The sequence below is a fragment of the Arthrobacter sp. 05N33_2 genome, from assembly GCF_056397425.1.
Map to the genome: position 1 here is coordinate 63,150 of NZ_JBFTNJ010000005.1, position 14,575 is coordinate 77,724.

Below are 14,575 nucleotides of genomic sequence, written 5' to 3' on the forward strand. Positions count from 1 at the left end.
GGCCCTTTGTTGTGACCGTTTTGGGGGCACTTTTGTAACCGGATCGTGGTCGAATCGGGCCGGGGTTCCAAGGTAATTCGCTTATGCTGGCAGGATGACGTGTGGAAACGCCCGGGTCCTGTGATGGCCCTGAAAACCTGGAGTACCGGCCGAAAGATCGCCCTGCTGGGGGTGCTCTGTGCCCTGGCAGCCGGCGGCGGAGCCTTCGCCGCGGCGGCTCCGGGGCTGGCCCAGTCCGGGATTTCCTCCGAGGCCGGGTCCCCGTCCCGGACGACGCCGGGACTCGCCGTCCCGGTGGTCGCCCCCGCAGAACTGGCCGTCTCGCCCGCCGACGGCGCCAAGCAGGTCAACCCTGCGGCGCCGGTTTCCCTCAAGGTCACGAACGGCCGGATTGACCGCGTGGCCCTGACGAGCGATGACGGCGACACCGTTGACGGCACCTTGGGCACGGACGGGTCCGCCTGGACGTCCTCCGGCAACCTGACATTCAACACGCGGTATAACTTCACGTACTCCGTGGTGGACGACGCCGGACGCGAGACCCACAGCACGCGCGCGTTCACCACCGTTTCGACCGCCAACGAGGCCGACGCCGCCATATACCCCCTGGACGGGATGAAGGTAGGTGTGGCCCAGCCCCTGCAGATCACTTTCAGCGAGCCGGTCCTGAACCGGACCGCCGTCGAAAAGGCCATCAAGATCACCTCGACGTCCGGCCAGGTGGGTGATTTCCACTGGTTCAACAACAACACTGTCCGGTACCGGCCGGAGGCCTTCTGGGCCGCGAACAGCACCATCACCATGGACATGAAGCTGTTCGGCGTCGAGCTCGGCAACGGGCAGGTCGGCAACTTCAACAAGACAGTAACGGTCCATATCGGGGACAAGAAGGTGGCCGTCGCCGACGCCAAGGCCCACACGTTCTCGGTCAGCATCAACGACAAGCCGGCCGGACACTGGCCGGCGACCATGGGCGACACCCGGTTCCCGTCGGCACGGGGCTTCCTCGTGTTTATGGAGAAGCACCGTGTGGAGCACATGGATGCCTCCACGATTGGGCTCAAACCGGGGGACCCGGCCTACTACGGCCAGCTGGACGTCAACTACGCCACGCGCCTGACGCCCAGCGGGGAATTCATCCACCAGGCCACGGAGTCCGCGATGCCCTATATCGGCAAGACGAACCTCTCCCACGGCTGTATCGGCCTGGGCCCGGACGGCGCGAAGTGGGTGTTCGACAATATGACCACCGGCGACGTTGTCCAGGTGGTGAACACCGAGGGGGAGTACGCCAACTTCGACGACGGCTTCGGGGACTGGAACATCCCTTGGGCCCAATACGCCAACTGACGGGGTGGCACCTCGCTGAGCCCAATCCTCTGACGGTAGGCTCAGAGCCAGATAAGTTGCGCAGCCGGGCGCAGGCCGGGCAGCGCAGAAGCCTACGGAAGCGAAGCTCCACGTGACTGACAAGAGTCCCACCCCTCCCGACCGGCCGGATCCGCACCTGGACCCGTCGGACGACACCGACGAACCGGCGTTCGACTGGATGAAGCCGGCCGCCGCCGGCAAGCCCACGGCGGGCACGGCAGCCGGCAAGGCAGGATCGGCCGCAGCCGCCGGCAAGCCCACGGCGGGCACGGCAGCCGGCCCGGCAGGGCCGGCCGCAGCCGCCGGCAAGACAGGATCAGCCGCAGCAGCGGGATCAGCAGAGGGCACGGCAGCGCCGTCGGCAACGCCCACCGCCAGCCAGCCGGAGAGCCGCGCCGACCGCAAGGCGGCCGAGGCCGCCGCCACGGGGCCGTCGGATACTTCCCCGTCGGACGTGGCCACGTCGAATGCTGCCACGTCGAATGACGAGGCGCGCGGGGCAGGAGCCGGCGCATCAGCCGGCGCACGTCCTGACACCGCCCCCGAGGACGAAGCCGAACGCCGCAACGCCGAACGCCGTAATGCCGAACGCGAGCAGGCGGCCAAGGCCAAGCCCGTCCTCCCGCGGGTGCTTCAGGTGCTGCTCGCCGTGTTCTACCCGGTCATCCTGCTGGTGCTCGCCGTCCGCGCCGTGACCAGCCCCCTGTTCCTCTGGGTGGAATACAACCGTCCGGGCTTCCCCGGTGACGGCTACGGCTTCAGCACCGATGACCGCATGACGTACGGTTCCTACGCGGTGGACTACCTCAGCAACTGGTCGGGCCCCCGGTACCTCGGCGATCTTGTGGACCAAAGCGGGGAGCGGTTGTTCAAGGACGGCGAAGTCAGCCACATGGCCGACGTCAAGGCCGTGATCCTGTCCACTTTCGGCGCCGGTACCCTGCTGATCCTGCTGGGCCTGGTGGCCGTGATCTACCTCAAGCGGCGCCATAACGGGGGAGTCCGCCGCGGCCTGTTCGCCGGCTCGATCGTCACCCTTGCGCTCATCACCGGCCTCGGGACCCTCGCGGTACTCGGCTGGGAGCAGTTCTTCACCGATTTCCACCGTATTTTCTTCGCCAACGGGACCTGGACATTTACGCTCCAGGACACCCTGATCCGGCTCTTCCCGGGCCAGTTCTGGATGGACGCCGGGATCGTCATCGGAAGCCTCGTGCTGSTCGCTTCCTTGGTCACCCTCGTCCTGACCTGGCCCACGCGCCGGCGCCGCGGCCTCGGCAAGAAGGCCGCCGCCACGTCCAAGGGCACCGATACTGATGCCGGCGCCGGCGCCACCGCCGAGGCTGCGCCCGCGGCGGACGGCACGGCCGGCAGCGACGCAGAGGGCCCGGCGCGCACCCGGCACACCGTCTGACGACGGGCCGGTTGCCCGGGGTCAGCCGTAGATGCGGTTGATGTGCTGTTCGTAGTCCCGCACGACGGCGGCCCGCTTGAGTTTGAGCGAGGGGGTCAGGTGCCCTGATTCCACGGTGAAGTCGGCGTCCAGGATGACGAAGCTGCGGATGGACTCGGCCTTGGAGACCGTGAGGTTCGCGGCATTGATGGCTTCCTGGATCGCGGCCCGGACCGTCTGGTCCGTGGCGGCTTCGGCCGGCGCCATGACGGGCACCTTCCGGGCGGCGCACCAGTTGCGCAGTCCTTCCGGGTCCAGGTTCACCAGTGCCGAGACGAAGGGCCGGCCGTCGCCAACGACCACGGCCTGTCCGACCAGCTGGTGCTCCCGGATCTTCTCCTCGAGCGGGCCCGGGGCGACATTCTTGCCGCCGGCTGTGACCAGCAGGTCCTTCTTCCGGCCCGTGATGGTCAGGAATCCGTCCTCGTCGAGGGAGCCGAGGTCGCCGGTCCGGAAGAAACCGTCCACGAAGGCCTCAGCGTTGGCGGCCTCGTTGGCGTGGTAGCCCTTGAAGACGCCGATGCCCTTGACCAGGATCTCGCCGTCGTCGGCCACCCGGACCGTGGTGCCCGGCACCGGGATGCCGACGGTGCCCACCTTGGTCCGSGCCGGGGTGTTGGCTGTRCAGGGCGCCGTGGTTTCGGTCAGGCCGTAGCCTTCMAGGACGGGGATGCCCACGCCGCGGAAAAAATGGGCGTCGTTGGAGCTCAGCGGGCTCGCGCCGGAGACCGTGTACCGCAGCTGGCCGCCGAAGGCCTGCCGGAGCCTGGGATACAGGATCCGGTCGAAGACTGCGTGCCGGGCACGCAGCAGGAGCCCCGGGCCCGTGCCGTTGCCCCGGGAGGCGGCGTCGAGGGCCTTGGAGTAGTCGATCGCGGCCGCCGCTGCGGCTGTGAAGATCCGTTCCTTGCCGGCGGCGTCGGCCTTCTGCGCGGCTCCGGCGTAGACCTTTTCGAAGATCCGGGGGACCACCAGCAGAAAGGTGGGTTTGAAGCTGTCCAGGTCGTCCAGGAGCTCTTTGGCACTGGCGGTATGGCCGAGGGTGGATCCGGAGCTCAGGCAGACCACCTGTACCGCCCGGGCCAGGACGTGCGCCAGGGGCAGGAACATCAGCGTCCGGGAACGCGGCTGCATGAGGAGCTCGGGCAGGAACAGGACGATGTTCTTGGCCACGAGGGCAAAGTTGGCGTGGGTGATCTCGCAGCCCTTGGGCTTGCCGGTGGTGCCCGAGGTGTAGACCAGGGACGCGACATCCGCCAGGGACGCCGCGGTCCGGTGGCGTTCCAGCTCGGCGTCGGTCACCCCGGTGCCGGCCGCGGCCATGCTTGCCAGGTTCGGTGCGGCGCCGTCGTGCTCCATCCGCACGACGGCAACAAGCCGGTCACCGAGGACGGTGGAGGCGTCCAGGACGCCCTGGACGAGGGCGGCCCTGGCGTGGTCCTCGACGAACACCCGCCGGGCCCCCGAATCATGGAGAATCCACTCGACCTGGGCCGCGGAGGAGGTCTCGTAGATCGGGACGGTGACGCCGCCGGCGAACCAGATGGCGAAGTCCACCACCGTCCACTCGTACCGGGTGGCGGACATGACCGCGACGGTTTCGCCCGGCGTGAGTCCGCCGGCGATCAGGCCCTTGGCCAGGGCAGTGACCTGCTCCAGGAAGTGCTGGACGGAGACGTCGGTCCAGCCGGCGGGGCCTTTGCGGGAGTAGAGGGCGTGCACGGGATCCTTCGCGTGCTGCTCCAGGAGCAGGTCGGTCACGTTGCTCTCCGGGTCCAGCTCCACGAGCAGTCCGGTGCTTGCTTCTCTCACAGCCGAGTCTCCATTTCCTGGTCCGCCCGGAGTTCGGCGGACATTCCCCTGCAATCCTGCCCTAGATCCAGGACGGCATCCACATCCGGATGCGCCAGTCCTGGTACGGGATCACCTCGGCCGTCCAGACCGGGTAGAAGAACGCGGACACCAGCACGGCCGCCACCACGAACAGCGCCACCAGGTAGAACCCGGACCGCCGGCGCCAGAGGGGGTCGGCGCGCTGGCCGAGCACCAGCCCCAGGCAATAGACGAGCGCCAGCACCAGGAACGGTTCAAAGGACACGGCGTAGAAGAAGAAGGTGGTGCGCTCCGGGTACATGAACCAGGGGAGATATCCTGCGGCCACTCCGGCCAGGACTGCGCCGGCGCGCCAGTCGCGGCGGCCCGCCCACCAGAACAGCAGGACACCCAGGCTCACGGCCGCGCTCCACCAGATCAACGGGTTGCCGACGGAGAGGATGGCGGTGGTGCAGTTGGTCAGCTCGCAGCCCGGGGTGCCCTGCCCGGGGGATTCGTAGAAGAAGGACGTGGGCCGGCCCATGACCAGCCAGCTCCAGGCGCTGGCCTCGTAGGGGTGGTCGGCACTGAGGCCCTGGTGGAACTTGTAGGCCTCCAGGTGGTAATGCGCCAGGGACCGTACGGCGTTCGGCAGCCAGCCCCACTCGGCCGAGGGGTTGGCGTCGGCCCAGTGCCTGAAGTAGGCGTCCGTGGARCGGAACCATCCGGTCCAGGTGGCGCCGTAGACCAGGGCGGCCACCGGAACGATGCTCAGGAAGGCCGGGATGCCGTCCTTGAGGATGCCGCCGCTGATCCAGGCATGCACGCCGGCTATGCGCCGCGCACTGAGGTCCCAGAAGACGGTCAGCAGGCCGAATCCGGCCAGAAAGAACAGGGCGGACCATTTCGTGCCGACCGCCAGGCCCAGGCAGACGCCCGCCGCGAGGCGCCACCACCGGATGCCGAGCCAGGGCCCGGAGGTGAGCTGCAGCGCCGAGGGCCGCCCCGTGGCGGAGGCCGCGGCCTGCCGGCCGAGCCGGGCAGCGAGCCGCCTCCGGCCGTCGTCGCGGTCCATCAGCAGGGCCCCGAACGCGGCGAGGATCCAGAACATCAGGAAGATGTCCAGCAGCGAAGTCCGGGACATGACCAGGTGGTGGCCGTCCACGGCAAGCAGGATGCCGGCCACGGCACCCAGGGTGAGCGAGCGGAAGAGCTTTTGCGCGATCAGGGCCAGCAGGAGGATGGACAGCGTCCCCGTCAGGGCGGCACCGAACCGCCAGCCGAAGGGGTTGTCCGCCCCGAACAGCCACATGCCCGCGGCGATCATCCACTTGCCGACCGGCGGGTGGACGACGTACTCCGGCGTGTTCAGCAGCACGCCGGGGTGGCCGGCGATGAAGGAGTCGTTCGCCCGGTCCGGCCAGCTGCGCTCGTATCCGCTGACCAGGAAGGAGTACGCGTCTTTGACGTAGTACGTTTCGTCAAAGACCAGGTTGCGCGGCGTGTCCAGCCGGACGAACCGCAGGACGCCGCCCAGCGCGGCCGTCAGGACGGGAATGAGCCAGTACCAGAGCCGAAGCGACGCCGGGTAGTCCCGCCAGCTCTGAAGGCCGCCGATCAGGCGTTCCCTGAGGGCCTCCGGGGTGTTGGCCTCGGCGGGGCGGCCGATCCAGCGGTGCCCTTCAAGGTTGCGGCCGGCGCTGAAGCGGCTCCGGTCCTTGCCGGCTGCCCGGCCGTCGGGACGGCTGGGACCTGTTGCCGGCGATGCATCGGGGCCAGTCTCGGGCTGCCGCGTGGGGGTCTGGGTCACGTTGCCCATGCTACCTTTCGCAGCTGTGCTCGCAGGCCCCCGCCCCGGCGGCAGTAGGCTGGTCCTGTGGACCACGAACCCAGCCCTTCCCCCCTTCCTCCCCTCGATCCTCCCTTCGACGGCGATGCCGCCGCCGCCGTTCCCGCCCCTGATTCCGCGTCTGATTCCGCCGCTGTTTCCGCCAGTGTTCTCGCCCCTGGCGGTTCCGGCAGGATCGTTCTCGCCGCGACGCCGATCGGCAATGCGGGCGATGCCTCGGCGCGGCTCATGGAGTTGCTCGCGACGGCGGACATCGTCGCCGCGGAGGACACCCGGAGGCTGCACCGCCTTGTGCAGAACCTCGGCGTCACCGTGGCCGGCCGGATCATCAGCTATCACGAGCACAATGAGGCAGCCAAGACGGCTGACCTGCTGGAGCAGGTCCGGTCCGGCAAGACTCTTGTGATGGTGACCGACGCAGGCATGCCCTCTGTCTCTGATCCGGGGTTCCGGCTGGTTGAAGGCGCCGTCGCGGCCGGCCTCACCGTCACCGCGGCCCCGGGACCCTCCGCCGTGCTGACCGCCCTGGCCCTGTCGGGCCTGCCGACGGACCGCTTCTGCTTCGAGGGTTTCCTGCCCCGCAAGGCCGGTGAACGCTCCTCGCGGCTGGCCGATCTCGACACCGAGCGGCGCACCATGGTGTTCTTCGAGGCGCCGCACCGGCTGGAGCCCATGCTGAGGGCCCTGCGTGAGAGCTTTGGCGCCGACCGCCGGGCCGCCGTCTGCCGCGAACTCACCAAGACCTATGAAGAGGTCATCCGCGGCACCCTGCGCGAACTGCTTGAATGGGCCGAGTCCAGCGAGGTACGCGGCGAAATCGCCGTGGTGGTGGGCGGCGCCCCGGAACGCGAACCCGGCCGCCCCGAGGATCATGTGGCCGCCGTCAACGGGCTGATAGCCCAGGGCATCCGGCTGAAGGAGGCTGTCGCCGCAGTGGCCGATGACGCGAAGGTCAGCAAGCGCGAACTCTATGCCGCGGTCCTCGCCGCGCGCTGAGCCGTGCGCTGAGCCAGGTGGTGGGTGCCGGGCGGCGGGTTCCGGCGCGCTGCTTGCCTCGGGGGCCGGCCGGAACCGGGCTCCACGCGCACGCAGAACGGTTGTGCAGCTGCACAGCATAGTCTGGATACAGTAGTGCGCGCATGCATAGACTTGCCAGTGAGCGCGGCAGTAGCGTGGCAGTAATCCAGACGCCCGTGCCTGCCTGTGGGAACGAGCGCCTACAACGAAAACTCATTCAAAAAACTTGTGCCCACACTAGTTCAACCGAATTGCTGACGAGGGAGTCATTGTGACTGTAACTGCCCAGCCTATTGTTTCCGCGGACCGGGAGAGCGCCCTGCTGGCGTCCGTTCCGACGGGTCTGCTGATCAACGGCGAATGGCGTCCGGCCGTGTCCGGGAAGACCTTCGACGTCGAGGATCCCGCGACCGGGAAGGTCCTGCTCAGCATTGCCGACGCCGGTCCCGAAGACGGCAAGGCGGCCCTGGACGCGGCCGCTGCCGCGCAGGAGTCCTGGGCCAAGGTCCCGGCCCGGGAACGCGGCGAGATCCTGCGCCGCGCCTTCGAGCTGGTAACCGAACGGGCCGAGGACTTCGCGCTCCTGATGACCCTGGAGATGGGCAAACCGCTGGCCGAGGCCCGCGGCGAGGTCACCTACGGCGCCGAGTTCCTGCGCTGGTTCTCGGAAGAGGCCGTCCGCGCGTTCGGCCGCTACTCGGTCTCCCCGGACGGCAAGTCCCGGCTGCTGGTGACCAAGAAGCCCGTGGGCCCGTGCCTTTTGATCACGCCGTGGAACTTCCCGCTGGCGATGGCCACCCGCAAGATCGCCCCCGCGGTCGCGGCCGGCTGCACGATGGTGCTCAAGTCCGCGAACCTGACCCCACTGACGTCCCAGCTGTTCGCGGCCGTGATGGTCGAGGCCGGCCTGCCCGCCGGTGTCCTGAACGTCATCCCGACCTCCACGGCCGGCGCCACCACGGGCCCGCTGATCAAGGATCAGCGCCTGCGCAAGCTGTCCTTCACCGGTTCCACCGAGGTCGGCCGCCGGCTGCTCGCGGATGCGTCCGAGACGGTGCTGCGGACCTCGATGGAACTCGGCGGGAACGCCCCGTTCGTCGTCTTCGGGGACGCCGACATCGACGCCGCCGTCGCCGGGGCGATGCTGGCGAAGCTGCGGAACATGGGCGAGGCCTGCACCGCGGCGAACCGGTTCATCGTGCACGAGTCCGTCGCAGCGGAGTTCGCGGAGAAGTTCGCCGCGAAGATGGCCGGGATGACCACGGCCCGGGGCACCGAGGCCGAGTCCAAGGTCGGCCCGCTGATCGATGCCAAGAGCCGGGACAAGGTCCACGAACTCGTCACCGACGCCGTGAACTCCGGTGCCGTCGCCGTGACCGGCGGCTCCGCCGTCGAGGGCCCGGGCTACTTCTACAAGCCCACGATCCTCACCGGCGTGAGCGAGGGCAGCCGGATCCTGTCCGAGGAAATCTTCGGACCCGTCGCCCCGATCATCACCTTCGACACCGAGGACGAGGCCGTCCGGCTCGCGAACAACACCGAGTACGGGCTGGTGGCCTACGTCTTCACCCGGGACCTTAACCGGGGCATCCGGATGGGCGAACGGCTCGAGACCGGCATGCTGGGCCTGAACGCCGGCGTCGTCTCCAACGCCGCCGCCCCGTTCGGCGGCGTCAAGCAGTCCGGCCTGGGCCGCGAAGGCGGACTCGAGGGCATCGAGGAGTACCTCTACACGCAGTACATCGGCATCGCCGACCCCTACGCCGGCTAGCCACGCCAGCTACCCGCGGCGCACCCGGCGGACGGAGTTGCGGATCTTTCCCCAGGATCCCGCGAACCCCCGCCGGGTGCGTCGTGCTGTCCGGGAGTATTGTGCTGTCCGGGAGAGGAATCCGCGGGGCAGCCGGAGGGCCCGTCGCCAGCCGGACATGACCGACGGCGGGAGCCAGGCCGCGCGCAGCCGGACCAGGAAGCCGGCGTTGGCGCGCAGCGAGGCCTGCACCAGGGCGATCCTGGCCGCGGCGGAGTCGGCCGGATCCGCGGAGCCTGCGGTCCGCGCCGGACCGGCCACGCCGCCCGGGCGGCCGTACTGCTCACGTTCGAAGTCCTCGGTCAGGGCCGCCGCGGCCCGCTGGCCGGGCCCGTCCGCACCGCCGGGTTCCCCCAAAACCGTCGAGGCGCGCAACCGCTCGGAGAAATTCCGCGGCGTTTCGCTCGCTCCGGGCGCCACCCCGTAGTCCGTGGCCAGATCCCGCAGTTCCGCCCAGGCCGGCAGCGCCGTCCCGGCCGTGACGCCGGGATAGCCGCGGGACGCCGTCCTCAGCCTGCGGCGCCGCACGCCGCTGCGCACCAGCCGCGGGGAGGCCACCAGCAGCGCCAGCAGCAGCACCGCGGCAACGCTGTACAGCGCCTGTGCCGCCTGCGCGCCGCTGGGCGCCGGCGTGCCCGCTCCGGGAAGCGGGACCGTGCCGGGGGCCGGGAACGGTGCCTGGGTGGAACCGTCACCGGGGGTCAGGGCGTCGTTGCGGTCGTTGGTGCTGGCACCGCTGCGTGCGGCGGCATCCGTGGCGTACGCCGGAACGACGCCGCGGGACGGTGTCGGCTCAAACGCGACCCAGCCGATGCCCTGGAAATAGAGCTCCGGCCAGGCGTGGGCGTCCCGGGCATCGACCTCGAACTCCGGAAGCGGGCCCTGGCCCGAGACCGCCACCGTGGCCCCCGTGGGGCGCCCCGGCGCGTAGCCCACGGCGATCCTGCTCGGAATGCCCTCCAGCCTGGCCATCACGGCCATGGCGGAGGCGAAATGAATGYAGTAGCCGCTCTTCTGGGTCAGGAAGTCCGCCAGCACGGACAGGCCGTTGCCGTCGTAGCCGCCCTGCACGGGGGACTGCAGCGAGTAGCTGAACTCGGCGGAGCGCAGATACCTCTGGATGGCCATGGCCCGCGAATACGGCGAGTTGGCACCCGCCGTCACGGTTTTAGCCGTGCTGCGCACAACCTCCGGAACATTCGACGGTTCCCGGAGGAACAGTTCGGGGACACCGGTCACTGGCCCGGAAGCGCCCGCCAGCAGCGCTGCCGTGAGCTGCGGAGTGACGGACGAGACCACATATTGCTGGTCGCGGGAATTTGTGTCCACACCCTTGATGCTCAGCGTGGCGGGGTCCCAGCTCCAGCGCCCTGAGAGTCCGTTGACAGCTTCCGGCGCATACGGTGCGGGCAGGTACGGGCTCGTGTACTGGCCGGTGTTGACGGCCGTAATTACGCGGAGCTCGGCCGGGGCGGTTTCATGCCCGGCCTCGAGCCGGCCGGTTCCCGGCTGCCGGCTCGACTCCCGGTCATCGGGTGACCAGGAATCGCCGTCAAAGGTGTCCACGGTCACCGAGCGCAGGTACGGCGTCGTCGGCGCGTTCGTGGCGAAGGTGATCCGGCCCTCGCCGGAGGGGCTGCGCAGGCTGTTGCCCAGGCTGATCATCGGATTGAGGCCGGTGGCGCCGCCGAACGGGTTCAGCCGCGAGCCCTGCGGGAACGTGCCCTGGTCGAAACCCGGGATGACCAGCTGCAGCACCAGCGTGAGGGTCAGCGCCGCGACGGCCGTGACCGTGCCGCGCCGGAGCTGCCCGGGGTTGCGGGCGGTGTCGGCCAGGGTGCGGGTATCCGGCGTGTACCAATGGCTGCAGCCGAGGATCAACAGGTACCCGACGACGGCGCCCACGAACCCCAGCACTCCCACGCTTTGCGGCTTGACCATGGCCGGCACCACGAGGATTGCCAGGATCCCGAGCCCGCTCGTGGCCGGCAGCGCCAGCGGGAACGCCAGGGCATCGATGAGGATCACGAGCAGCCCGAGGACCGCGCAGATCAGCATGACGATTCCGGCGTTGGGGGCCACTGGGGTGCTCTCGGCCAGAACCGTTTCGCTGGCCCGCCGGAGGAACTTTCCCAGGTAGTTCATGGTCTCCGGGGAGGGGATGAACCCGGCAATACTGTGCTGCCGGAAGAAGATGAAGGTCACGGCCACGATCAGCGCCACCAGGCCGCCGGCGGTCACCAGCCAGGGCCGGGCACGCAGGGACCGGAGCACCGCGAGGGAGAACGCAACGGAGAGCACGGTACTGAACACCGGGGAATACCAGGCCCAGCCACGCAGGACGCCGTTGAATCCGAGGGCAGCGCCCGCGACGGCTACCGCGACGGCGGTCGCCATCACCCAGGGCCGGGCGCCGGGTCCGTCCGGCCGGGACGCCGCACCGGGGGAGAGGGCCGTCGGTTCTTCTCCGTCGGCCGTGCCGGTGCCTTGGCTGCGTTGCGGGGCGAGCGTCATGGCCGGCCTCCCACGCCGCGGCGGACGTCGGCCCCGGCGGACATCCCCGGGTCTGCCTGGTCGAAGGCTGCCCAGGCGTCAGGCAGCGAGCTCTGGGCGGACACCGCCAGGGCCCGCCATCCGCCCAGCCGCAGCGCCTCCAGCACCTCGGGCACGTCGCCGGAGTCCTGTGCCCGGTCCGTGACCAGCAGCGCGAAGGCGTTCGCGGCGAACCCGGCGGCCGGGGACAGCGCCCGGGCCTCGGCCGGGGTCAGGCTGCCCAGGACCGCCAGGACAGGTCCGCGCAGCCGGTGGGCGGAAAGTTTGTCCATCAGGGTGTCGTCGAAGGCGTGCGGGGCATTCCCGGTGCCCGCCCCGGCCCCGGAGCGGAATCCACCCGGCGCGGAAGATCCGGTGCTGGTTCCCGCCGCGGCCTTCTGCGGGCGGGGCCCCGTGCGGTCACGGTGCGGGTGGTTGTGGTGGTGGGTGTGGTGCGGGCCGGAAAGCTCGATGGCAGCCAGGCTTTCGGCGATGGACTGCAGCCCGGCCGTTCCGGTGTATTCCTCGGCTTCCGGGTCGGGAGCGGACGGCGAATGCCGGAAGGCCGGCTCGCCCGCGCTGTCCAGGAACCGCAGCGAGTAGTTGCGTTCCGCGAGGTGCGCCCCGATCGACATCGCCGCCGTGACAGCCCACTCGAAGGCATCAGAGGTCAGCAGGTCGTGGCCGTCCCCCTCCCCGCCGCCCGGGTGGCCGCCGGAGGAATGGGCACTGTGGCCGAACACCCCGTGGGGGTAGGCGGAGAGCCGCTGGTCCAGGATGATGGTCGCCTCGGGGGTCGTGACGGATTCCTCCTGCCGCACCATGAGGGACCCGTGGCGGGCGGTCGCGGCCCAGTGCACCCGGCGCAGCGGATCCCCGTGGCGGTATTCGCGGGTCATGACGTCGTCGTCGCTGGGATTGGCCCGGGCCCGCGTGGGTGTGACACCGTCGTGTCCGCGGGCACCGGCGAGCCCCGTCTCCGGCAGCTCGATGGCGGCGGGCGTGACGGTGAGGAGGTCGCCGTCGTCAATTGCGTGGCGGTGGAAGGAGAGCCCGAAGGGATCGCTGAATTCCGCTGTGACGGGCCCGATCAGGAACTGGCCGCGCCTGGCCGAGCGGAGGTGGTACTCATAGCGGCTGGTGCCGCCGGCTGCCGCACGGGCCGGGAACCGGAAGACGGGCGATTCGCCGAACCGGGCCGGCAAGTGTTCCTCCATGACCGCGTGGCCTGTGCCCGCCCCGGTCCGCGCGACGGCCAGCCGCACCGTGGCACGGGCGGAGGTTTCAACCGGCGACGGGCTGAATTCGCGGTAGACCCGGAACCTCGGCTTCAGGACCCGGGTTCCGGCCAGGGCGAGCGCCGGCAGCACCAGCAACAGGACGGCCAGGGCCAGCAGGTCCCGGCGCCCCATGATCTGCGCGGCCAGCAACGACACCGCACCCGCGCCGAGCAGGCCCCAGCCGCGGCTGCTGAAGAAGTGCCCGGGGAACCGATCCCTTAACGCCACGGCGGAGCCATTCCCTAGCGCGGATTGGGCAGGTTGGGCGGCGGCGCGGCTGCCATGGCCGAGGCCTTCTTCCGGCCAGGGCGGCCGGTTCCGTTGGGTGAGGCCGTCACGTCCGGGGTGACGGGTATCTTGGCGATTATGGCCCGGATGACGCTTTGCGGCGTCTCACCCGCGCTGGCCGCCTTGCGGTCGAGGATGATCCGGTGGGCGAGCACCGCTTCGGCGACGCTGACGACGTCGTCCGGCAGCACAAAGTCCCGGCCCTCCAGCGCGGCGGTGGCCTTCGCCGCACGCAGGAGCTGCAGCATGGACCGCGGACTGGCGCCGAGCCGGAGAAGCCCGCTTTCCCGCGTGGCCCGGCCCAGGGCCACGGTGTACTCCTTGATCGACCGGGACACGTACACCTGCTGCACCGTGGCAATCATGGCGGCCACTTCCGCCGCGGTGACCACTGCCGTCACACGCGCCAGCGGAGAGGAGGCCTGGTGGGTTTCGAGCATCTCCATCTCGGACTCACGGTCCGGGTAGCCCATGGAAATCCGGGCCATGAAGCGGTCCCGCTGCGCTTCCGGCAGCGGATACGTGCCCTCCATCTCAATGGGGTTCTGCGTCGCCACCACCATGAAGGGCTCATCCAGCCGGTAGGACGTGCCGTCCACCGTGACCTGGTGCTCCTCCATGCACTCCAGCAGGGCTGACTGGGTCTTGGCCGAGGCGCGGTTGATTTCGTCCCCGATGACGATGTTGGCGAACACCGCGCCGTGCCGGAACTCGAAGGTCCGGGTCGCCTGGTTGTAGATGGACACGCCCGTGACGTCGGACGGGAGCAGGTCCGGGGTGAACTGGATCCGGCTGACGGAACAGTCGATGGTGCGGCCCAGCGTCTTCGCCAGGAGCGTCTTGCCCACCCCTGGGACGTCTTCGAGGAGCAGGTGGCCCTGGGCGAGGAGGACCGTGAGCGCCAGTTTGGCCGCTTCGGCCTTGCCGTCGATGACCGTATTGATCGCCGTCAGGATCCGGGTGCTGGCTGAGTGGAAGGCGTCGGCTTCCATGGCCGGCAGTTCATGCCGCGGGGGCCGGTGTCCGGCTGCGTTTGGATCCAAGGAAGCGCGGCCCGGGAGGCTCTGTCCTTGGGGGAGGATGTCGTCTACGGAAGTGCGGTGGTAATCCATCGGCAGCCTTTCAGCCCTGGTGGGTCCCGGATCTGACCGCCCGCGGCGGCC

9 protein-coding genes are annotated in these 14,575 nt (G+C 69.7%); 4 read left to right on the forward strand and 5 right to left on the reverse strand.

Annotated elements, in window-relative coordinates; genetic code table 11:
• Nucleotides 1-123: 123 nt before the first annotated feature.
• Both AC1DHX_RS05590 and AC1DHX_RS05595 read left to right on the forward strand, forming a co-directional pair.
• Nucleotides 124-1,350 carry a L,D-transpeptidase gene (locus AC1DHX_RS05590; protein WP_476856558.1) on the forward strand — a complete coding sequence of 409 codons (1,227 nt, stop codon included), beginning with the start codon at nucleotides 124-126 and terminating at the stop codon, nucleotides 1,348-1,350.
• A 112-nt stretch (nucleotides 1,351-1,462) separates the two neighbouring features.
• Nucleotides 1,463-2,785 (forward strand): TIGR01906 family membrane protein, encoded by a 1,323-nt coding sequence (locus tag AC1DHX_RS05595; protein WP_476899897.1) that lies wholly within the window; start codon nucleotides 1,463-1,465, stop codon nucleotides 2,783-2,785.
• A 21-nt stretch (nucleotides 2,786-2,806) separates the two neighbouring features.
• Here the strand turns inward: AC1DHX_RS05595 and AC1DHX_RS05600 are convergent, their stop codons facing one another.
• A complete protein-coding gene (locus tag AC1DHX_RS05600) occupies nucleotides 2,807-4,636 on the reverse strand; it encodes an AMP-dependent synthetase/ligase (protein WP_476856556.1) in 1,830 nt (609 codons plus the stop codon).
• Between the two features lie 61 nt (nucleotides 4,637-4,697).
• Complete coding sequence (locus AC1DHX_RS05605; protein WP_476859134.1) at nucleotides 4,698-6,455, reverse strand: dolichyl-phosphate-mannose--protein mannosyltransferase; 1,758 nt, start codon at nucleotides 6,453-6,455, stop codon at nucleotides 4,698-4,700.
• A gap of 204 nt (nucleotides 6,456-6,659) precedes the next feature.
• Here AC1DHX_RS05605 and rsmI point away from each other — a divergent pair, with 204 nt between their 5' ends.
• Nucleotides 6,660-7,481, forward strand: a complete 822-nt coding sequence (gene rsmI, locus AC1DHX_RS05610) for a 16S rRNA (cytidine(1402)-2'-O)-methyltransferase (RefSeq protein ID WP_476859217.1) — start codon at nucleotides 6,660-6,662, stop codon at nucleotides 7,479-7,481.
• A gap of 292 nt (nucleotides 7,482-7,773) precedes the next feature.
• A complete protein-coding gene (locus tag AC1DHX_RS05615) occupies nucleotides 7,774-9,273 on the forward strand; it encodes an NAD-dependent succinate-semialdehyde dehydrogenase (RefSeq protein WP_476859133.1) in 1,500 nt (499 codons plus the stop codon).
• 9 nt (nucleotides 9,274-9,282) lie between these two features.
• Here the strand turns inward: AC1DHX_RS05615 and AC1DHX_RS05620 are convergent, their stop codons facing one another.
• The 3 genes from AC1DHX_RS05620 to AC1DHX_RS05630 are packed head-to-tail and all read right to left on the reverse strand — an operon-like array spanning nucleotide 9,283 to nucleotide 14,524.
• Nucleotides 9,283-11,826, reverse strand: a complete 2,544-nt coding sequence (locus tag AC1DHX_RS05620; RefSeq protein WP_476899898.1) for a transglutaminase TgpA family protein — start codon at nucleotides 11,824-11,826, stop codon at nucleotides 9,283-9,285.
• Nucleotides 11,823-13,352 (reverse strand): DUF58 domain-containing protein, encoded by a 1,530-nt coding sequence (locus tag AC1DHX_RS05625; RefSeq protein ID WP_476859131.1) that lies wholly within the window; start codon nucleotides 13,350-13,352, stop codon nucleotides 11,823-11,825. Before AC1DHX_RS05625 ends, AC1DHX_RS05620 begins: the two co-directional genes overlap by 4 nt.
• 14 nt (nucleotides 13,353-13,366) lie before the next feature.
• Entirely contained in the window at nucleotides 13,367-14,524 is a 1,158-nt protein-coding gene (locus AC1DHX_RS05630; protein ID WP_476849067.1) for an AAA family ATPase, read from the reverse strand.
• Between the last annotated feature and the right edge of the window lie 51 nt (nucleotides 14,525-14,575).